The following is a 19,695-nucleotide window of genomic DNA, read 5'->3' as shown; positions in this document are numbered from 1 at the left end:
TGCATGAGCCGAGCATTCTTCGTGCCAATGAAGAACCTCTTATAAATACAACGCGGTTGGTCGAATTCGATATGTCGCATACCTAACATTCGTCGGGCATCGAACATGTTCTACATAAACACAACCGCGTCAGGTGGACGCGTGTATAAAGGAGCTTCTCGCAGCGCGCTGGACATTGCTTGGCTGGAGGAGGACGTCCATTCCACCCTATGATTCACAGGAGTGGTCGCTTTCACCTCACGAACCCGGCGGACAGGGATGACAGGTCCTCTCGGGAGAGCGCCGCTTCTTTCCCCCGTGACGTCCGCAAAGACATCCTGCTTTCTCGTCGCACTTGCCCTGACCGCGGACTACCCAAGCCACCAACGAGTGCTTACTCCCAAGCTTGGTTTACTGCCGTGCCAAACAGCATGCCATCAACCTAATTAGATGATTAGGCGGGCTGGTTTCCTATTTAACGGCGCCGTTCCAACTGCGTCACATTTTCTCTCGACAACTGTCCGCTCTGGTCTCCTCTGTGATGCTTCAGGTCGCCTTATTGAGCACGTGAATGTCTGAGCCGGCATTATCCGAGATCACGTCGATCGACGCGAGCCCTGCCAGGTGCGCACATTGTTCAAAAAATGCCCTGGAAAACGAAAACGAGTTCTTTAGATGCAACCGATCACCGCGTAATAACCCGATGTTGCCGCCCTTGAGGCAAAATGATAAATTCCTTTTTACGACGGCGGTGTGTACTACCTGCATGAATTCATCATCACCTCTAATATCCGCTTCATACTCAAAGACCTCTGGATCGAAGTTGCCGTCGACAGGCAACTCTGCTTTCATTCTGTAGAAAACGTTGAGCTGAAATTCCGGATGCGCTTCATAATATGCTTTGGCAGCATCCTTTCTCAGATCTGAGCCAATTGAGATCGCAACCCAGCACCGCTTGGCGCAGTTCGATATTTTCTTCAGCGCCTGGACGACCACTTCGGTCGGGGGTGTATCACATATGCAAGCAGCAAGATTCCCAAATGTCCGGCCAAACATGACAACAAAGGCCGCTTCATCATCGAAAAAATAGCGTCTCCCCGAGAATATATCATCGCGTATAAAGTCCATTCTTGACCCGAAAGCTGACGCTGATTCCGCGATGTCACCAAGGAACTCGTTCGACCGATCGACCAGTACGCAACGTGAGGCCTCGCCGCGCAAGTCTATCACAAGGGGAAGCGTCTTTTGTTGGAATGCTCGCACTGTTCCGGGACCGTATTCCAGAACCGATACGCCATTACGGGATCGCTCGTCTCGATGATACCATTGTACATAGTCTCGCACTCTCTGTCGTAGGTCTTGTGCCAACTTGATCTCAGCGTCCACCATATTGGTGGTCCCGGTGTCGAGCGCATTCCTGATCCTCTGAGTTTCAGCCATAGCCCATAGCAACGCGCCACTCATCGAATTACCGTTTCGATCAACTCCGGTGTGTTTAGCGTATTGTTCAGGACCTAGGTCTGGCGAATATCGTTGCCGAAACAGCTCCAAACTCGTTTCAAGAAAGCTCACCGCTGCTCTCTCCTCTCAACTCTTAGCACCCGTCGAAGTATTCCAGCTGAAATGGCTCCACTTATCGTTCAACCAAGCTGGAAGACCTAGTACGCGTAAGCCGCCATCATTTCGCGGACTTTCGCCACACAGCCGCGGCCGCGCCTGCGACCAGAAGTGCGGCCCCATCGCCGACGAGCGCGGTCTGTGGGTTCACGACCGTATGCCCATGCACCTGCAGGAGAGGCTACAGGATCGGAAGGATCAATCCTTGACGTCGATCAAGGACAGGCAACCCGCCACCTGAAGAGGTCGCCGGCCGGGCTGTGAAATCCTCATGGGCGGGCGCTGATTGGCGAGAGCTTCGGCATGCCGAGGTTGCTCGATGATGTACAGATGTGTCGTTGGCGACAATCGACCCACGAGTTCAGCAAACTTGTCCCGTGTTTGCCGCAACGGAGCACGTCATCGGCCAGCCCCCGCGCTGAACGTCGAAATCGCTGCGGTAGACGCTACAGCTCATCGACGGCGTCACATCATCCCAGCGCCATTAGGCCATCAAAACCGGGAGCGAACGGATAAGCAATGAGGAGATCGAGAAATCGGAGACGCCGCCTGATGCCGCAGCGGGCTCGCCTGACGCGGAAAAATCATCGCGGCTATCACACCCACGACCTATTTTCGTCCGTCAGGGCTACTCAATCAAGTCGACCCAAAACGTGCTGCACTATAGCGACGCCCTGCCCTTTGCAACGGACACTCTAGTAGGTCCGAACCATGCTCCAAGCTAGACGTTCTTCTGCGCCGCATTGACCTGCGCGGATGAGCCACTCCGAGTAATTTATCTATGCCGGGTCACCGGCTTCGCTTCAGTTCGTGAGATCAGATCTAAAGCTTCACTGCATGCGAATGCCGCTTCGATGCATGCGGCCTTGAAACAGTTTCTTGCGGAATTCGCGTATGATGGGTGATGCAACGCTTCACGGCAGGCTTGTACCGCCCGTGCGTGCTGCACTCGCTGGTTCGGCCATTCATTCTCCAGGAAATCAAGGGCGTCGTACGGCCCGCAAAACTGGCGCTTCATTCCATTTTGCAGTGTCACCCAAAGCGGGGTATGCCATGGCACTTCTCTCATGTTGGGACCTCCTCAAAGGCCGTATTGAGAACAGACAACCCCCCTTATCCGTTCCCAACTCTACAATGATTCTTGGCTCTTCGTCACCACGCACGCAAGACGCCAGATTGCTCGCAGCAGGGCAAAGTTTAACCGGTACTGTGAGCGGGTGTGCCCACTCTCCTCTACGAGAAAGACCGAGCCATGCGCAGGAGTCGAACGCTGGCAAATTGCCGGTTTTTTTCAGCCATTCGGCTCCGCTATCGTGGGGCTTTTCCGTGGTTCGTTGACCAAGGGCATACTGGCAGCGGCATATAAAATAAGCATCACCAGGTCAGGCTGCATGGGCAACAAAAACCAGCAGCGTGACCTTAGCTACGCGGACGGGTCCGCTCGGTAGTCGCAGAGGTTCTTGGGACTCTACCGTCCTCGCCGAACCGCGGACCTGTCGAGTCTTGGGCAGGGCGTTCATTCAGAGTCCACGGGCGGGTTTGTCGAGCTTGCGACACGGTGAGCTTCGGTCCGGCGCTCTTGGGGAGCCATTGAAAATCTGCAGAACAGTTTTTCTGAGGCTCTTTGGCTTTTGGTGCGTTGGCACGGCTCTTGCATCTCTCATTGCGTACCGGCCGGAGCTGCCGACTGGCACCCTGACTGATCTTCTCATTTGCGTCCTCGGAAAGGAGACAGCGATGAAGAGCGACATGGCAGCCTATTGCGTAACCGAATTGACGCCCGAAGAAGCATCCGGGACTTCGGGAGGGATGTTTTGGGCAATAGCTTTCGTAGTTATTGGGTTCGTAGGCTTTGTAGCTGCAACCATAGCAGGAAAGGCCGCCGACGATGCCCTCGGTTACTGATCTTCTCTTTGAGCTCTTGGAAAGGAGACAACAATGAAGAGCGACATGGCAGCTTATCGTGTAGCCGAATTAACCCCCGAAGAAGCATCTGTAACTTCGGGAGGATTCTGGCCGATAGTGTTCGGAATTGCTGCGCTAATAGCTCTTGCAGCTGCAACCATAGCGGAGGGGGCCATACGCTCTAAGAACCACGATTAAAACAGAGTGGCGCTGTTATCCATGCTTCACAGTGAATACAGACTAGCAGTTCCCATTTCTCCTGAGACGGCCAACTACACCGCAGAGAGCATTCTCTCCCGACGATCAGGACGATCTCTGGTCATCTATAAGGCGATTCTGCTCTCTGTGGCTGCGGCATTAGTCTCGTTGCCACTGATCACCATACCGGTCTCGGTCCAAAGTGCCGGTGCCATTCGCCCAAGCGTCGAAAAGACGCCCCTGGTCGCGCCCGTCTCCGGACGCATCTCTCGCGTCCTTGCCGTTGAGAACGATGAGGTTATCAAGGGGCAGGAAGTCCTCGCCCTCGATGATGAAGTCGTTGAAGAAAAGCTCAGCGCGGTTTTAGCCGACCTTAACGCTAAAAGCGATCTTGCCCATGACTTCGAAACGCTGATCTCGTCCGGCACACCGGCCAAGGAGCCGACCCGCCTCCTAACCAAATTCGCCACGGCTGAACGGGCGCATTTTCTCAACCTGCTGCGGGAGAACCAATATGCCCGCAGAAACGCCGCAGCGGAACTCGGCCGCGCAAAGCGACTGGCCTCGGCTGCTGCAGCGCCGGCGAAGGCGGTTGACGAAAAGGCTTTCGCTCTCCAAAGCATCGAGGTCGAGGGCGAAATCCTCACGCGGCGCAAAACCGCCGAGTGGAACCAGCAGCTCTTTGACACTAACCTACGCCTCAAGGAACTCACGGCCACCTTGCATCAGCTCGAGACCGAACGAGACCTGAACCGCATTCGTGCCCCGGTGTCAGGCGCTCTCGAGCAATTCTCCGGCCTTACTCCCGGCAGCTACGTTCAGGCTGGTCAAACCGTTGCCTGGATCTCGCCAAACGGCAAACTGGTGGCGGAAATCTACGTCTCCCCCGCCGACATCGGCTTTGTATGGCCTGGCCAGTCGGTGCGGCTGCAAGTGGATGCCTTCAACTACAATCAATGGGGAGTTATCGACGCGACAGTGCTCGACGTGGCGCAGGACTTCACGCTCCATGACAGGAAGCCGATCTTCAAGGTCCGCTGCGCGCTCTCTCGCAGTCATCTCGCGCTCAAGAGCGGGGCCATCGGTCACTTGAAGAAAGGCATGACTGTGCGGGCCCGCTTCCTGTTGGCCAATCGCACTCTCCTGCAACTCCTCTACAATGAGGCCGACGAGTGGCTCAATCCGCTGCTGGCGAGCCACTAATCTTCATTTTCAAACAACCATCGAGCCGCCATGTCGAGCAAGGCCATTAAGTTCAAGCAGCGCGACATCACAGATTGCGCAGCCGCCAGCCTCGCCTCTGTCGCAGCCTTCTATGGCTACAGGCTGCCATTGTCGCGGATCCGCCAGTATGCCTCGACCGATCGCTCCGGCACGAACGTGCTGGGCCTCACGGAAGCGGCGCAGAAGCTGGGCTTCGTTGCCAAGGGAGTGAAGGGCGGCTTCGACAGCCTGTACAAGATCCCCAAGCCCGCTATCGCGCACGTCATCGTCAAGGAGGCCCTGCATCACTTCGTCGTAATCCAGGCGATCGACGCCAAGTGCGTCATCGTAATGGACCCCGCCTACGGTGAAATCCGCAAGCTGTCGCATGAGGAATTCATGGCGCAATGGACTGGCGTCCTGGTTCTGCTGGTTCCCGCAGACACCTTCAAGCGCCGCGACGAGACCACCTCGCCCCTCGCCCGCTTCGCCCGTCTGCTTGCGCCACACAGAAGGGTGATGGCGCAGGCTCTCGCCGGCGCGCTTGTGACGACGATCCTCGGCCTCTCGACAGCGATCTACGTTCAGAAGATCGTCGATCATGTGATCCCAGCGGGCAACCGCAACCTGCTCAACTTGATGAGCATCGCAATGCTGCTGATCCTGGTGGCGCAGATCCTCATCAATCTCCTTAGAAACCGACTCGTCCTGCAGACGGGGCAGAAGATAGACGTCTACTTGATCCTCGGCTACTACAATCACATTCTAGGACTGCCGCAGAAGTTCTTCGACGACATGCGCATGGGCGAAATCGTCTCACGCATGAACGACGCGGTGAAGATCAGGAGCTTCCTAAACGACGTCTCGATCAACATGTTCGTTGACGTGCTCATGATACTGTTCTCGTTCGGGCTGATGTTCATCTATTCTTGGAAGATCGCCTTGCTCGTGGCGCTCTCCATCCCTCTGTACCTCCTCGTATATTGGACCATCAATCGGATGAATGGAAAGCGTCAGCGTGCCATCATGGAGAATGCCGCCGATCTCGAGGCGCAGCTGGTGGAATCACTCGGAGCCATCTCCACCATCAAGACCTCCGGCGTGGAGAGCTTCGCGAACGTCAAGATCGAGACCCGCTTTGTGAAGATGCTGCATTCCGTCTACAGCTCCGGCCTGATCTCCATCTTCGGCGACAACGCCTCGACGTTCGTGTCGACCCTCTTCACCATCGTGCTGATGTGGTTCGGAACGACGCTTGCGCTCGAACAGGCCATCACCCCCGGCGAATTACTGTCCTGCTGTACGTTGCTCGGCTATGTCACCCGGCCGATTGCTCGCCTGATCCAAACTAACCGGATCGTTCAGGACGCGCTTATCGCGTCGGATCGCCTGTTCGAAATCTTCGACCTGGAGCCGGTAAGCAGCGGCGGCATCGATGCGACAAAGGCTGATCTCGGCGATATTCGCCTGGAGAACGTCACGTTCCGCCATGGTGCGCAGCCGGAGCTTTTCCAGGATCTCAGCGTCTCCTTTCGTCGGGGCGAGGTGACGGCAGTGGTGGGGGAGAGCGGCTCGGGCAAGAGCACCCTTGCGGCGTTGCTGCAGAATGTCTACCCGCTTGAGGGTGGATGCATACGGATCGGCCCCTATGCCCTCCAGGACCTCTCGACCGCATCGCTGCACAAGGTCGTGGCTGCAGTACCGCAATCGATCGACGTGTTCTCCGGCTCGGTGATCGATAACATCGCCCTGGGGGAGTTCGAACCGGAGTTCGAGAAGATCCTGCAGATATGCGATCAAATTGGGCTACGGGAGTTGATCGAGCGCTGGCCAGGCGGCTTCCAGGCCTATCTGGGCGAGAACGGCGTACGCCTCTCCGGCGGCGAGAAACAGCGCCTTGCACTGGCTCGAGCCCTGTACCGGAATCCAGATATTCTGATCCTCGATGAAGCGACCTCCTCTCTCGACTCGGCCGCCGAGGCATTTGTCTTGCGGGTGGTTGAGGATCTACGTCGGGCCGGTAAGACGATCATCGTCATCGCTCATCGACTGAGCACCATTCGTGGGGCCGACAAGATCGTGGTCCTCGACAAGGGGCGGGTCGTTACGGAAGGAAGGCACGCTGACTTGCTGAAAACTGATGGCCCTTACGCTCGACTGTGGCGGGCTCAGAGGTCTTCCTCCATCTAGTGGGACCCCGACAAAGCCCTAGCTGGCGACTTGCAGCGCTGCCAATGGCATCAAACTGGCATCCTTGATGCTTTTTACTGATCAATAGACGCGCTTTCGCCATCGTGAAACCCAGGGCGACAGGGCAGCAACTCGTTACCGACAACGACGGTTTAGTAGCGACCAGCGTCGCCTGCCGCGGGCCTCCTTCACCAAGGCGCACATCCATCCGTAGCGTCGATGCGTTCGATCAAAACAATGAATTACTCGGCTTATTCGATGAAGGATATCAAGGCGTCCCGCAGCGGTAGGGCACTGCATCACAAGGAGCGTTTGCGATGGAAAAGTTTTTTCGGGGAAGCGAGGCTGCCGACAGCATCTTAGGCAGCAATGGTGACGATGTGATCATCGATTTTTCTGGCAATGATTGGATCGACTCTCGTTCAGGCACTGACCGGGCATTCGGTGGCGCGGGAAACGACCGGGTCTTAGGGGGCGCGGGCAATGACCAGGTCTATGGCGAAGAGGGCAGCGACAAACTCTCCGGCGACGACGGCCGCGACAAGCCCCGAATCGTTGGTGAGGACAATGACTATCTCTCCGGTGGAGCCGGCGATGATGTTCTGTTCCTCGGTGACGGTAGGGATTGGCTGAAGGGAGGCGAAGGCTCCGACACGTTCGTGTTCCAGTTCTACAACCCAATGCCCGGGCTCCACAACCCGATGCCCGGTGTCTTCCCAAAACAGGGGCCGGAACCGGACGTATCCACCATCCTGGATTTCGACCCGGCGCAAGACACTTTCGCCTTCGATGCGGCGGGGCTCCACAACGATGGCTTTGGCGCAAACTTCATCAACCACGCCAGCGTGCAGTCAGGTTACCCGGTGGACACCTTCTATAGCGGCAAGGCCTCGGGTGCGAACGGCGAGCACGTCGTGGTTATCACCGACAGGAGTTTCGCCGATGGCTCTGCCGCCGCGAGCGCGATTTCCGGCGAGAGCGCCGGCGACATCATTGTCTATCACGACTACAAGAACCACACTGCGGATCTTGCCTATGTCACCTCGGCAAATCACGTGGATGTGTTCGCTCACCTGTCTGGCGTGTACAGTGTGTCCAACCTTGCCAATCTGCACCTGACCCCGTCGGACTTCACATTCGTCTGATCGGAAACCCCACGGAAGCGCGCCGCCTTGGCGGGACGCTCCAGATTCGCAACGCACGCTCAATCTACGAATTCGGACATCTTGCCAAGCGTCGCCGGCTGTCCAAGTTAGAGAGGGGAACCGCGGCTTCTTCTCCTACGAGCGCCAGCGGATCATGATCGAGGAGAACGAGGTGACGCGCGGACTGGTCGGCCGCAATGTCGAGACCTACGCTATCGCCGACGGCAGGCTGGATGTGCGCAGGAAGGGGCACTCCATGCCCTACAAGACGTTCGACAAGGATCAGCGCGTGACCCACGCGGCGATCACTGAGAACAAGCGGCTTTCCGATGTGCTGGCCTATATCAAGGAGCGGCAGGATCAGTTACCGTCGCCGAAGGTCAGGACCAACAGCGAAAAGAATGGTTACACGCCGACCGGCCTGCGCAACCCTGACCAGCTCCAGCCGATCGGCGGCTTGCGTCAGCGTACTGTAAATACTGTCAGTCAGCCGCTTTGCGGTCTTCCTGCGCAACAACGACCGGCAATCGAAGCCAATCCTAGCCGCGGCGGCAGCGCTTGCGACGACCTTCCGTGAGGTGCCGATAGAGCTCAGCGCATAATCTCCCCTGCGAGATGAAGCGGTAGATCGTCTCGGTACAGACACGAAGGCGCAACACGTCAGCAAGCAGGCGGCCGGCGATCCGCTCGGACGATGTCCATACCGGAATCGCACAGTGCCAAGCAGCACCGCAAGAGCATTGCGGCCGCTGATCTCACTGGCGACGCCAAATCCGCGGCTGCGACAAGCAGTCAAGTTTTTCCATTTGATCTGGATCAAACCGCCAGGCGCCAAGCGGTGCTATCCCTCGCCCGTCACTAATCTCGGATCGAAGGGGAAAAATGATGTTCAGCAACATCATCCGCGCCATCATCACCGCCGCAGCACTGGTTGCAGCCTGCACCGCGGAAGCGACGGATCTCACTACGGCAGCGCCTGCCGCTGCTGCAGCGGCAGGTAGCAGCTCATGGATGCGCTTACGGGGGCTTGACGTGATCATCATACCGGTTTGCGGTGTTCGGTTGAGGAAAAGTAGTGCTACTCTCCGCACCACCGAACAATGTGGCGGTAGTCCGGCGTAGGATCGACGACCTGTTGGAACCACTCGTAGAAGGCAGCTACTCCCTCCTGTCGCGAAGCCTTGCAGATGAGGAAGTAGCTCCCCTCCGCGAGAACCGAGATGTCCAAGAGTACGATCAGGTCGCCATTCTTGATTTCCCGCCGGCATACCTCACCCGATAACGGCCGAGATGTTCACGTCAGGTTCCGCCCTTTCCGCAAGGTTCCGCGCGTTCTCCTCGTCAGTCCAATTCCGCCGCTGGCGTCGACCGGTCATCACCTCGATCCGACGATACTTTCCCTCATGTCCTGGCTTCATCCATGACTTCAAGGATGGGATCAGCGCGATCTCCAACCATTCCCCTTCCGCTCCTATCGATGAAGGCGCTTATCTCGCGGCCTCAATTACAAAAGGAAAGGTGGGCTGTTCGTCGCGCTCACGATCATTCCGTGGGGAGTTGTGCTTAGTCGAGCAAATGCCGTGCCAACCCATAAAGCCTTTTGAAACGATGGGACCACTCTGTGGACCAGTGCTATCATGTCCGACGGTGTCAGAAAGACGACAATCGAGCGCAACTGTCCTCACTGGCCTTTATGGGTTGACCAAACATCACAAGGCCCATCGTGCCCTTATTCGAGCGTCCTTGCCCGATTGGGAAGGAGTAAGCCTGGCGTGACGGCGGCGTCGTAGCGTTTGGACCGGAGTGGATCGTGTCCAGCAGGCTGGAGATCATTCAATGAGGCGGCGAACGGCCGGGCAAAAGATGACGCAAGTATGTGGGGCATGACACACGCTCACGAAGTTTCGAATCGCTCAAGCATCTTCTTAAGCTGAACATTCTGCAGATAAAGCTTCCGAGCCAGCTGGGTTCTAAGCATTTTGATTTCCTCGTCGAGTGTTTCCACATCATGGAAGAACAAATCTCTTGAGGATGGGGGTTTCACACTTTTATCATTCTTTGAAGCGGTGTTCCGCGCAGCCATGTGGGCCCTGGCTTTCTTCCTACCTTCTCGACCCTTCGTTGCCGGTTTCCTTCGCAACTTTGTGCCCGCCGTGCTTGTTGGCGCGGTCGAATTCGTTTTGCCCCCCGAATGATCTGCTTCGAGACGCGCTGCCGGTTGCGCCTCTTCAAGATCTAACGGCGGCTTTTCTGCCTCCTCGATATCATCATCGACTTTCGCCTCGTCCGATGCGACCGACACTTGATCGACCGATACGTCCTCAGCGTGACCAGGTTGGCTGACAGCTTGCGTCGAATTGGTCGGAAGTGTGGACGTGTGCTCCACATTGCGCTCGAGAGCCTCGGGATCGGTGTCATAGCCATCCGAACTGTCTAGCGCTTTCGCCGAGGATCGCCGCGACGTCAACTTAACAAGGAATTTCCATGGTGTTTTCATAGCATTAAAGGCTTCGGCTCGGGAGGACAACGGTTTGAGAGGCGGATGTGAGGTTAAGCGGGGAGACTAGAGGAGGATCGGGCAGTGCACGTTCCGACGGTTCCAATAAGATAAGGCGGGCTCCGGTCCCGAGGACGTGACAATGCCTTTGCTCGTTGGTCAGATAACGAAATTAAGCAGTTCTGAGAGAATGAGTCCAGCTGCACCTCGCAGGGCAGCCACATTTTCGCTGTCCCCAAGGGCTAGCATAATCTCGTCACCAGGACGGTCGAGTAGCTGATCCCGAAAGCTTCTTTCGATCAGACTGAGCATCCGCCTTCCCCCATGCACGACATCTCCATGAAGAATAATGCAGTTTGGTGCTATCAAATGCTGAAGATTAGCCAACCCGACCGAAACATTGAACGCGTACTCGTCCAGTAGGTCCACGGCCTCTTTAACGCCTTGGTCCGCTAGCATCACCAAACGGCGAGCATTGAGCGCGTGAGGCTGCGGCAGCCCTTTTGATCGCGCTTTTTCCCTTATCCACTTCAGCGTTGCGACTGTTTCCCAACATCCGCGTCGCCCACAGTGGCATGCCCGACCATTGAGCTGCACAATTGTATGACCGATTTCGCCGCCTGCCCCCGCGGCTCCCCGATGAACATGTCCGTTCAGGAACAGTGCCCCTCTTAGAGTTTCACCGATGTAAACCACAGCGAAGTTTCTCCGGCCACGCCCTTGCCCAAACCATCGGTCGCCAACAATTAAGGCCCTAGTATCTTCGTCGACGACGACCGGAACCCCAAATTTTTTGGTCAACTCCGCTCTTATTGGAAACCCGTCGAGATACGGCACAGGGCCGGTGCGTAGCATCGAACCGGTTTCCGTATCGATCATTCCTGCAACTGCAGCGCCGATCCCCAAGATTGGATAACTGCTGGATGTGATGGTTCTTTCGACACAGCCGCTGACAATCTGGAACACGTCGGAAGCGCTCGTTAGGGCTTGCGGCACGTCCGCGACATTCTTGGCATAGATCTCACCCTCCAGCGAAACCAAGCACGTATGCACACGATCATGCATCAGAAGAACCGCACATATAGGCTTGGCCTCTTTGGAGAACCACAATTTAGTGGCCGGCTTTCCCCCGGCTTGGTTAGGCGGAATCGCTTCTCCTTCTGCGAGAATACGCTGATCGAGCAGAGGTTGAACAATCCCGCCGATGGTTCCTCGACTGACGCCGGTAGAGCGCGCGAGATCCGCTCTGCTAGACGGTCCCATGTCATATAAAGCTTGTAGTAGACGCCCCCGATTTGCGGGCCCTAACGTACCTGCTGAAATCAGGGATTGAGCCGGCGTTAATCGATGACTATTTTGGCCTCCCTCAACTAGCCCTACGGAACCGGTCCTGTCACGATCAGCAGGAACCGTCGCATGTTCGCCTAAGTCTTGTTGCCTTAGTCGCCTTATCAGAAGATCCATCGCGTAGTCCTCTTGCGCCAAAAGTTTGTTGCCCGCATTTCAGGTCATTCGCGAAACAAAAGACAACTTAGGCAACGGTTTGCTGGATCATTGCTGGCCGAGAGCACGGTGGCGCCTGAATAATGGTGCTGTGCATAACGAGGTCGCCCACTGCCTTCGCGGTCTAAGGTTTTTGTGCCTGCTCTACCCGCCAGACACACCAAGCAAGCTCTTTGACCGTTTCCCCGCCATTGGACAGCCTTGTTCAAATTCCATGACGTGATGACGGTTGATCCGTAACCAAGGGTCGCTCGGATGCCCATCGAGGAAAGTGCCGCTCGACCGACGAGCGGAGCGGAAAATTGCTGCAGCATCTGCCGCCCATGGTTCAGTTCAGGTTTCATTGCGGAAGGACATCTCTGAGGCTTTTGCGAGCCGATCACCGGATCTTCATATTTCTTCTCTTACGCCACGGCAAGTTATGGAACATCCGCATAAAATGCAAAATATATTCCAGAATATATTTTACACATTCTGTTGAAATGAGCCGAACGTGTTTTATCGTACTTTATGTCGCCCACAGAACGACTTATACATTCCCTTATTTACCGGAGAAATGGATGAATAGACGTGCTAAGATTGATACCGACGCCAACCAGGCCATGGCCTACCCGGAAATGAAGCTGGCTTTCTTTGGCGGCGATCCTGTGTTCCCCCCTGGGCGCATCACTGCCTGGCCAGCCGCACAGAAGAAGCACTTAGATGCTCTCCGCGAAGTAGTGGAGAGTGGGAAATATCATCGCGTCAATCATCCGATTGTGACAGAGTTGGAGCAGAATCTCTCCAGGTGGACCGGGAAGTGGATGGTGCGCGCCGTCGGCAGTGGTACGGCGGCGATCCACGTTGCACTCGACTATTTCAAAAGCCGTGGCGAGCACGTGGTTACCGCAGCCCTGAATTGGCCGGGAGCGGTGGGGCCGATAGCAATTTGTGGTCTGCGGCCGATCTTCGTGGATGTCGACATGGATTTGGCTGGTATCGATCAAAAGTCCGCCGCCGAAAAGCTCGCACCGAACGTCGCCGCACTCCTCACCACTCATCTCTTTGGCAATAACATTCTTGTCCCCGACGCAAGATCGGCTGCGCGTACTCAAGGCGTCGCGCTGATCGACGATGTCTGCCAGACAATCGCGGCCGCCAAAGCGATCTTCAACGGAACGCATCTCGACAGCGACGTACTCGCCTTATCTGGAAACGGGGCCAAGCATTTGGGGGCAGGCGAGCTCGGATTCATCCTTACGGAAAACAATAATCTGATCGAGCATGTTGATCGCGTGTCACTGGCGAGCTCAGCTCGAAACGGTGAGCGCATATTCTCGCCTTGCGCACAAGGGTATAATTATCGTCCTAACGTTTTCTCCTCATCTATAGCAAACATGCGAATAACTAATCTGGACACGCAACTACAGAAGCGAAGGAATAACGGGCAGCTGCTATGGAGCATGATTGGGGAACTTCCTGGACTTTTTCCGCTCTTCAATCCGTCGGATCAGCATCAATCGATGCTCAACTTTCCTCTTCGCATCGAACCGGACTTCCTCGGTTTCGGCTCGGGCCCCGCAGCAAGGGATTTCATCGTCAACTTGCTCAAGGCTGAAGGTGTGCCTGTTTGGGTCTGGCTTCGGAAACCTGTGTTCGAATATCTCCCCGGCATTAACGACAGTTGGAGGGCTGCCGATTTTCCAAATACGATGAAACTCTTGGACACGATGTTCTACATATCCGAGATCGCTCCGCCGAACGATGCCGAGGTGATGGAACTTTACGCTGCAGCCTTTCACAAGGTCTGGAAAGCTCTCCCGAGACTGGTCGGAAAAGGGCTTGCGACAGCCGTCTAGTAATGTCTGCCCCTCGTAAACTCCTAAATCTGCAGCATGCAAGCCGGCGCTCGCGAAGAGCGCCGGCTTGCTGTCAGATCTGCGCCCAACCACCGTCGACGCACAATTCGGAGCCTGTCACGTAGGCCGAATCATCAGAGGCGAGAAACAGCACAGCCTTTGCGATCTCATCGACTGTGCCGCTGCGGTGCATCGGGATTTGAGCGTGCACCTGCGTCTTCGTCTGTTCGATCATCTCCTCGCTCATTCCCCCTTTGCGCGCGAGATCCGTATCGATGTAGCCAGGTGCCATGGCATTCACGCGGATTCCCTTCTCGGCCAGCTCCACGGTGAGCGACCGCGCCAGCGAGCGAATGGCCGCCTTCGTCGCCGAATACACGCTCACATATGGACGGCCTTGTGTGCTGAGCGTCGAGGTGTTCAGGATTACGGAGCCGCCGGAAGTCATGAGCGGCAGGAGACTGGCTCGCGCTGGCCGAGTTTCCCGAGCACTGTGGTCGTCGTACGACTAAGACTGGTTCGTCCGCTGCCGTAACGCCGGGGGTATGGAACCGGTTTTTGGCCGCCGTTCTCACGGCTTTGAAGCGCGAAGCGTGACGCAGCTCGCAATTTGCATCCGTGATCACTTTACACAGTCTTCGTCGGCCTGCGTCAACGCCTTGGTCATTAATGCCGCTTCGCCATATGGTGTTCGTACATACTCTATCTCCTGCCAATCGGCCTTTGCGTAGAGGTCTTTTGCGTCCTCGGTTGTAAGGTAAAGGCTTCGATAGCCGAGCCGCTGAGCCTCTTGTTCCAGCCTCTTGATTAGCAACAATGCTATTCCTTTTCTGCGGTGGAATGGATGGACGTACAGCGACTTAAGCCAGGGAGTCAGATCTAACCTTCCTCGAAAGTCGCTTTCCCACAGACTGACCATTCCTGCAGGTTTGCCAGCCTCGATCGCAATCAAAGTTAACGGAATTGATTGTGTCTGTGCTCCTTCGAAGAACTCACGTTCTGCCTGCGCGAATGAGCCATCCGAATGGCAACCCCATTGCCCGAAAGCCCAGCTTGCACACACAGGAATGAAATTCGGATATGTCGCCAAGTACTCGACTATGATTCTGCTACCGCCGTGCATCGTCTAATCCTCTTTTTCTTTCAGGTGTTTCGGCGTCCAGCGCGAAAGGAAAGCTCACGGAGCGGCAAATTAGCGTCGGGGTCGCCGATTGAGAAACGTCACGGTAACTGCGGGCTCTGCTTGCCAGACAATGCCCGAAGTGCCCGACAGAGTCTTCGCACCTGATACACCGGTAGACTGCGTGAGCAACTCCCCACCGTACAAACTGTCCGATTAGAGGTGCCTAAGAATCTCCGGTAAAACTGCCATGTGGTTGAAGGTTCTGGTGGCACCTGCTTCCAACAATTTCTCTGCTAGGCCCGAGACACAATGAGAACCGCCGACAAAGCCTATCACCCGCATCCGGGCTGCCACCGCCGCTTGAACTCCAGCAACACTGTCTTCGATGACCAGGCAGTTGGCGGGCTGTGTTTTCATGTTCTCCGCTGCGAACAGAAAGAGATCGGGTGCGGGCTTGCCGCGCGGAACCTCGGACGCGCTGAAGACGTGAGGCGAAAAACAGTCGTAGAGATGTGTAATCTGAAGTCCAAAACGCAGCTTTTCCGGATCGCTGCTCGATGCCACGCATTTTGCCAGGCTGATGGCGTCCAACGCCTGTCGAATACCCGCGATGGCCTTGAGTTCGCACGCATATCGCTTGGCGATCTCTTTCATCACACGTTGATGGTGGTCATTTGGCAGGCGCAGGCCCGCCTCGGCTTCGATGATAGAGTAGCTTTGCTGATCGCTCATGCCTATGAAACGACCATTATAAGCCTCTGCAGTTATGGCGTACCCTGATTTTGCGAGAGCCTCGACATGTACCTCGGTGGCGATGCTTTCGCTGTCGATGAGGACCCCATCGCAATCGAAAATGAGAACTCCTGGGGATTCGCAGGCGGGCATGCATTGAGTCATCCGTTAAGCTTTCCTCACGATTCAAGCTAATCCACAAATTTACGGATCCTCCCGGCCAGCGGGGGAGAGCCGCTTGAACTTTGGAAGTCTTATTGGCTTCGCCAGGGCCATCGGCACCTATTTTTGTCCAAAATGACATCACGCCGACACGGATTTAGTGCACGAAATCGTTCACATCCATTAGACCCTTGGCGCTGTTTCGCTCTGCTCATCCCAAGACTACCGCGGCGGAAAGTGAAGGCATAGGCCACGATAATCAAGTAACATGTAAAATATATTTTCCAGTATATTTCCTCAGACTGCGGTCTTTTGCTCGGCTAAGCCACCTGATATTTAGTCTCGCCTCAACCGCAGTCCTCTCGATCTGCACTCCATATATTTTTTCCGGCATCTATAAGCTCGCGTGGCTCAGCGATTGGAGGAACACGCTCTCGGATCTCGATGCACTGGTCCAGCGAAGCAGTACAATGCCGTTGGTGGCCGCAGAACATCTGAAAGCACGCGACACCTAGTCAACTCGCGCCAACGGCACGGTTGCTCTCCCCGCCATTATGTGAAATGTGCCCCCAACAAACTTGTTTCTGGCATCCTGCAGGAGATGGTCAAACGACATCCGACAAAGGAGAGTGGGAAGATGTGGGTCTGTGATAAAGCCGCCCAATGTCGTGGAATTGAGCCACCAAAAACGCGCGGAAAAACGGATGCGGCCTATGATGCAGTCGTTCACTTGCTTTACAGTCACGGGCTTATGCCGGGGCAACAGCTGAGTGACGTCGAGTTGTCGGCCAAACTCAACATTGGGAGAACTCCGGTACGCGAAGCACTTATCCGACTTGCAGCTGAGGGTAAGGTCATTTCCATCCCCCAAAAGGGCTACTTCACGAGGCCCCTCACCGATTGGGCCATAGCGGACTCGTATGCTGTGGCACGGGAAGTCCTAGCCTTCGCACTCGCCCGCGCAGAGCCTCAGGCTCACTACAAACCGGCACCTTGTGAAGCATCATCAAGGTCCGAACCCGCGCGTCGAGCGGAAGCGATCTTCACCGAAATCGGCCAGAGGGCATCGAATTGTGAGATGTGCAAGATTATCGACAAATTTTGTTTTTGCACGCACCCCTTACGCGTGGAAATAACTGCGTCAGAGCATTCCCGATCTTTCAGGAAAAGCCTCGCAACGCTGACGAATGCGATGCCCCAACTCGGCAAAGCAACGAGCGTCGTGCAATCCGCATTGATGAGCCACCTTGATTTCGAACAACGCGCCCTGACACACGTTTTGGACGTCGTGAACGGTCGATCATTAAATGCATCCGTCTATAGCGAGCAGTTCATGAGCGTGCAGCGATGACTTTTGCCAGAGCTATGCCGAAATGCCATGCCTTTGCCTGGGCAGCAGACGTTTGGCCAGCATTGGGTATGATGATGATTCCGCGCGAGGTGGTAATTGCACCTGCAAAGGTGTGCACGTGAGTTAACCCGAAGAAAAAATCGATCCGTCGCATGCCAATTACGGCAGCGTAGAGCCAGATGCGATCTATCTAGATGAGATCCGCCTTCTTGAGCGCATCCTCCATCGAGATCGCCCCAAGCAAGACAAGGGCTCGTTCCAAGCACAGATTGATCTCTGCTTCGCTTTTGCCCTCGAGCAAGGCGATCTCGGAGACGCTCCTGCCCAGCGATATCCACCTAAGGCACGATCTTTCAAAGGGCGAAAGTTTCCACGTCGTCATGAACACCTAGCAGAAATTCAGTCTGTTACCTCGTCATCGGAATCTGGTTCTCGGCTTTTTCGACGAAAGCTCAAAATTCGAGATCCAACGAATTTTTGGTTCCCGCCGAGCGCTCGGCGCACAGAAGCGCTGAAAGGACGCGTCACGCCGATTCAGAACAGGTTTTCATTCTCAAGACTCAGCAACGTTGTTGGGCATCCCAAAAGCATTTACAACCTTCGCCATTATACGCCGGACTGGCGACCCTTGCGGGCTGTCAGTGCCAGACGTGTGCGGGCCGGCATCATTCGACAAGTCCCCCATGCTTGCCCGCGCGGCCTCGAGGCTTCGATTGGACTGGCTCAGATTGAGTGCTGCAAACGCGTCTCTATCGAGCAGCGCCTCATAGCTCCTGCTGATCTCGAACGTCTGTCTGCTCTGATAAAGCGTGAGGGCAAGCGCCGTCAGGCCGAAGGTAGCCATAAGCAGGAAGAACTTCCCGAAGATCGACACGTGTTTCACAGGCTACTCCCGATGATGTTGCTGATGAGGTCCGGAACCGCTCGTCCCCGATCGCTGAGCCAAAAAAAGGGCTGCCGTCGGGACCTGTTCGACGGCAGCCAAGGCGCCCTGGGAGGGTCGGGAAACGATTGTACAGGCGAGTCGGTGCTTGATCTTCCATCCGGATCAATCGCGAATAGCAGTTCCTGTCAATGGGTCGAACCAGTGCAGCTTTTGCAGGTCCACTGTCAGCGGCAGTCGCTGATTGGGCGCCGGCGTCGCTGCCGGCGGGATCCGCGCCACCAGGCGATTGGTGCCCTTGCGCTTGAACTCCTCCGGCTCCTCGGCGTCGTTGACGTGGACGGGCGGGGACGCGATGTCGAAGAAGACATAGGTGTCGGCCCCGAGCGCCTCGGCGACCGGGACCGGCTCGTTGAACAGCGCCTCGGCTTCGGGACACACTAAGAACATCTCCGGTCGTATTCCGACGACGACCTGGCGTCCGGCATAGGCGGACAAGGCAGCGCTCGCGGGAACCGGAAAACTGATCCCGGTCCCCGCGATCGCCGCGCGCAGGCCTGCCCCGTCCGCCCGAAGGTCGGCCCGCACGAAATTCATTGCCGGCGAACCGATAAAGCCGGCGACAAAGATATTTGCCGGCCTGTCGTAGAGCCGCTGCGGCGTGTCGATCTGCTGCAGATTGCTTTCGCCGGCGTTGCCGACGGGTTTGAGCACCGCGACCCGGTCACCCATCGTCATTGCCTCGACCTGGTCGTGGGTGACATAGAGCGTAGTGACCCCGAGGCGCTGGTTCAGGAGCTTGAGCTCGGCGCGCATCTGGACCCTGAGCTTGGCGTCGAGATTGGAGAGCGGCTCGTCCATCAGGAAGGCCATGGGATGGCGGACGATGGCGCGCCCCATCGCCACGCGCTGGCGCTGGCCGCCGGAGAGCGCACCCGGCTTGCGATGCAGATATTTTGTGAGATCGAGCATCTCGGCTGCATCGCGCACAAGTTTCTCGATCTTGTCCTTCGGCATTTTGCGCTGCTGCAGGCCGAAGGCCATGTTTTCGTAGACGGTCATGTGCGGATAGAGCGCGTAGTTCTGGAACACCATGGCGATGTCGCGATCCTGCGGCTCGGTATTGGTGACATCCTGATCGTCCATCAGAAGCCGGCCGCTGTTGAGCAGCTCGAGCCCGGCCGCCATCCGCAGAAGCGTGGATTTGCCGCAACCCGACGGTCCGACCAGCACGACGAACTCGCCGTCGGCGACGGTCAAGCTCACATTGCCGACGGCGACGGTCCCGTCCGGAAAGGTTTTTCCGATCCCGTCAAAGGTCATGGACGCCATATTTTGTTCTACTCCCAGTATGAAGAGGCGAGGCAAG

16 protein-coding genes and 3 pseudogenes are annotated in these 19,695 nt (G+C 56.3%); 8 read left to right on the top strand and 11 right to left on the bottom strand.

The features are described 5' to 3' along the window. Positions 1–525: 525 nt before the first annotated feature. Both NXT3_RS21635 and NXT3_RS21630 read right to left on the bottom strand, forming a co-directional pair. The gene (locus NXT3_RS21635; protein WP_234828191.1) at positions 526–1,551 is read right to left on the bottom strand and encodes an L-histidine N(alpha)-methyltransferase; all 1,026 of its coding nucleotides are present in this window, start codon (positions 1,549–1,551) and stop codon (positions 526–528) included. An 820-nt stretch (positions 1,552–2,371) separates the two neighbouring features. Beyond that, positions 2,372–2,665 carry a DUF982 domain-containing protein gene (locus NXT3_RS21630; RefSeq protein WP_104840405.1) on the bottom strand — a complete coding sequence of 98 codons (294 nt, stop codon included), beginning with the start codon at positions 2,663–2,665 and terminating at the stop codon, positions 2,372–2,374. Positions 2,666–3,333: 668 nt separating this feature from the next. Between NXT3_RS21630 and NXT3_RS31760 the strand changes: the two genes are divergently transcribed. From NXT3_RS31760 to NXT3_RS21605, 6 genes and pseudogenes are all read left to right on the top strand, one after another. Next, entirely contained in the window at positions 3,334–3,501 is a 168-nt protein-coding gene (locus NXT3_RS31760) for a hypothetical protein (protein WP_156877995.1), read from the top strand. Between the two features lie 33 nt (positions 3,502–3,534). After that, positions 3,535–3,699: a class IIb bacteriocin, lactobin A/cerein 7B family gene (locus NXT3_RS21625; RefSeq protein ID WP_082912367.1), complete on the top strand. Its 165-nt coding sequence runs from the start codon at positions 3,535–3,537 to the stop codon at positions 3,697–3,699. A gap of 117 nt (positions 3,700–3,816) precedes the next feature. Further along, positions 3,817–4,902 carry an HlyD family secretion protein gene (locus NXT3_RS21620; RefSeq protein ID WP_104840665.1) on the top strand — a complete coding sequence of 362 codons (1,086 nt, stop codon included), beginning with the start codon at positions 3,817–3,819 and terminating at the stop codon, positions 4,900–4,902. Positions 4,903–4,932: 30 nt separating this feature from the next. Then, positions 4,933–7,092, top strand: a complete 2,160-nt coding sequence (locus tag NXT3_RS21615; RefSeq protein WP_104840404.1) for a peptidase domain-containing ABC transporter — start codon at positions 4,933–4,935, stop codon at positions 7,090–7,092. A 317-nt stretch (positions 7,093–7,409) separates the two neighbouring features. Next, on the top strand, positions 7,410–8,237 hold the full coding sequence (locus NXT3_RS21610; protein WP_104840403.1) for a calcium-binding protein: 828 nt from the start codon (positions 7,410–7,412) through the stop codon (positions 8,235–8,237). Between the two features lie 130 nt (positions 8,238–8,367). Beyond that, positions 8,368–8,658: pseudogene (locus NXT3_RS21605) on the top strand (ISNCY family transposase); the annotation flags it as partial. Positions 8,659–8,791: 133 nt separating this feature from the next. Here NXT3_RS21605 and NXT3_RS32615 read toward each other — a convergent pair. The 4 genes and pseudogenes from NXT3_RS32615 to NXT3_RS21575 all read right to left on the bottom strand — a co-directional run. Next, positions 8,792–8,932: pseudogene (locus NXT3_RS32615) on the bottom strand (IS30 family transposase); the annotation flags it as partial. 585 nt (positions 8,933–9,517) lie between these two features. Continuing rightward, positions 9,518–9,695, bottom strand: a pseudogene (locus NXT3_RS33125) (IS66-like element accessory protein TnpA); the annotation flags it as partial. 436 nt (positions 9,696–10,131) lie between these two features. Beyond that, positions 10,132–10,734, bottom strand: a complete 603-nt coding sequence (locus NXT3_RS21580) for a hypothetical protein (protein WP_104840401.1) — start codon at positions 10,732–10,734, stop codon at positions 10,132–10,134. Positions 10,735–10,893: 159 nt separating this feature from the next. Beyond that, positions 10,894–12,198, bottom strand: coding sequence for an ROK family protein (locus NXT3_RS21575; protein WP_199773385.1), 1,305 nt, complete (start codon positions 12,196–12,198; stop codon positions 10,894–10,896). A 599-nt stretch (positions 12,199–12,797) separates the two neighbouring features. Here NXT3_RS21575 and NXT3_RS21570 point away from each other — a divergent pair. Continuing rightward, positions 12,798–14,075, top strand: a complete 1,278-nt coding sequence (locus NXT3_RS21570; protein WP_104840399.1) for a DegT/DnrJ/EryC1/StrS family aminotransferase — start codon at positions 12,798–12,800, stop codon at positions 14,073–14,075. 73 nt (positions 14,076–14,148) lie between these two features. Here NXT3_RS21570 and NXT3_RS21565 read toward each other — a convergent pair whose 3' ends face one another. The 3 genes from NXT3_RS21565 to NXT3_RS21555 form a co-directional block, all read right to left on the bottom strand. Next, positions 14,149–14,532 carry an SDR family oxidoreductase gene (locus NXT3_RS21565; protein ID WP_272939868.1) on the bottom strand — a complete coding sequence of 128 codons (384 nt, stop codon included), beginning with the start codon at positions 14,530–14,532 and terminating at the stop codon, positions 14,149–14,151. Positions 14,533–14,697: 165 nt separating this feature from the next. Beyond that, positions 14,698–15,198 (bottom strand): GNAT family N-acetyltransferase, encoded by a 501-nt coding sequence (locus NXT3_RS21560; RefSeq protein ID WP_037381219.1) that lies wholly within the window; start codon positions 15,196–15,198, stop codon positions 14,698–14,700. Positions 15,199–15,411: 213 nt separating this feature from the next. Then, the gene (locus NXT3_RS21555; protein WP_104840664.1) at positions 15,412–16,083 is read right to left on the bottom strand and encodes an HAD family hydrolase; all 672 of its coding nucleotides are present in this window, start codon (positions 16,081–16,083) and stop codon (positions 15,412–15,414) included. 646 nt (positions 16,084–16,729) lie between these two features. Between NXT3_RS21555 and NXT3_RS21550 the strand changes: the two genes are divergently transcribed. Beyond that, positions 16,730–17,443 (top strand): GntR family transcriptional regulator, encoded by a 714-nt coding sequence (locus NXT3_RS21550; RefSeq protein WP_104840398.1) that lies wholly within the window; start codon positions 16,730–16,732, stop codon positions 17,441–17,443. Between the two features lie 553 nt (positions 17,444–17,996). On the opposite strand, the gene NXT3_RS21540 is transcribed toward NXT3_RS21550, so the two are convergent. Both NXT3_RS21540 and NXT3_RS21535 read right to left on the bottom strand, forming a co-directional pair. Then, positions 17,997–18,326 (bottom strand): hypothetical protein, encoded by a 330-nt coding sequence (locus NXT3_RS21540; RefSeq protein WP_158665388.1) that lies wholly within the window; start codon positions 18,324–18,326, stop codon positions 17,997–17,999. A 165-nt stretch (positions 18,327–18,491) separates the two neighbouring features. Continuing rightward, positions 18,492–19,658 (bottom strand): ABC transporter ATP-binding protein, encoded by a 1,167-nt coding sequence (locus tag NXT3_RS21535; RefSeq protein WP_104840396.1) that lies wholly within the window; start codon positions 19,656–19,658, stop codon positions 18,492–18,494. Between the last annotated feature and the right edge of the window lie 37 nt (positions 19,659–19,695).

Source organism: Sinorhizobium fredii (assembly GCF_002944405.1).
Classification (GTDB): domain Bacteria; phylum Pseudomonadota; class Alphaproteobacteria; order Rhizobiales; family Rhizobiaceae; genus Sinorhizobium; species Sinorhizobium fredii_C.
Note: the sequence above shows the minus strand (reverse complement) of the source record. Positions and strands in the feature narration are given on the sequence as shown.

Bases quoted from the DNA above. Each gene is read 5' to 3' on its own strand.
- NXT3_RS21630 (WP_104840405.1), bottom strand. From the start codon at position 2,665: ATGAGAGAAGTGCCATGGCATACCCCGCTTTGGGTGACACTGCAAAAT.
- NXT3_RS31760 (WP_156877995.1), top strand. From the start codon at position 3,334: ATGAAGAGCGACATGGCAGCCTATTGCGTAACCGAATTGACGCCCGAA.
- NXT3_RS21625 (WP_082912367.1), top strand. From the start codon at position 3,535: ATGAAGAGCGACATGGCAGCTTATCGTGTAGCCGAATTAACCCCCGAA.
- NXT3_RS21615 (WP_104840404.1), top strand. From the start codon at position 4,933: ATGTCGAGCAAGGCCATTAAGTTCAAGCAGCGCGACATCACAGATTGC.
- NXT3_RS21610 (WP_104840403.1), top strand. From the start codon at position 7,410: ATGGAAAAGTTTTTTCGGGGAAGCGAGGCTGCCGACAGCATCTTAGGC.
- NXT3_RS21580 (WP_104840401.1), bottom strand. From the start codon at position 10,734: ATGAAAACACCATGGAAATTCCTTGTTAAGTTGACGTCGCGGCGATCC.
- NXT3_RS21575 (WP_199773385.1), bottom strand. From the start codon at position 12,198: ATGGATCTTCTGATAAGGCGACTAAGGCAACAAGACTTAGGCGAACAT.
- NXT3_RS21570 (WP_104840399.1), top strand. From the start codon at position 12,798: ATGAATAGACGTGCTAAGATTGATACCGACGCCAACCAGGCCATGGCC.
- NXT3_RS21560 (WP_037381219.1), bottom strand. From the start codon at position 15,198: ATGCACGGCGGTAGCAGAATCATAGTCGAGTACTTGGCGACATATCCG.
- NXT3_RS21555 (WP_104840664.1), bottom strand. From the start codon at position 16,083: ATGCCCGCCTGCGAATCCCCAGGAGTTCTCATTTTCGATTGCGATGGG.
- NXT3_RS21550 (WP_104840398.1), top strand. From the start codon at position 16,730: ATGTGGGTCTGTGATAAAGCCGCCCAATGTCGTGGAATTGAGCCACCA.
- NXT3_RS21535 (WP_104840396.1), bottom strand. From the start codon at position 19,658: ATGGCGTCCATGACCTTTGACGGGATCGGAAAAACCTTTCCGGACGGG.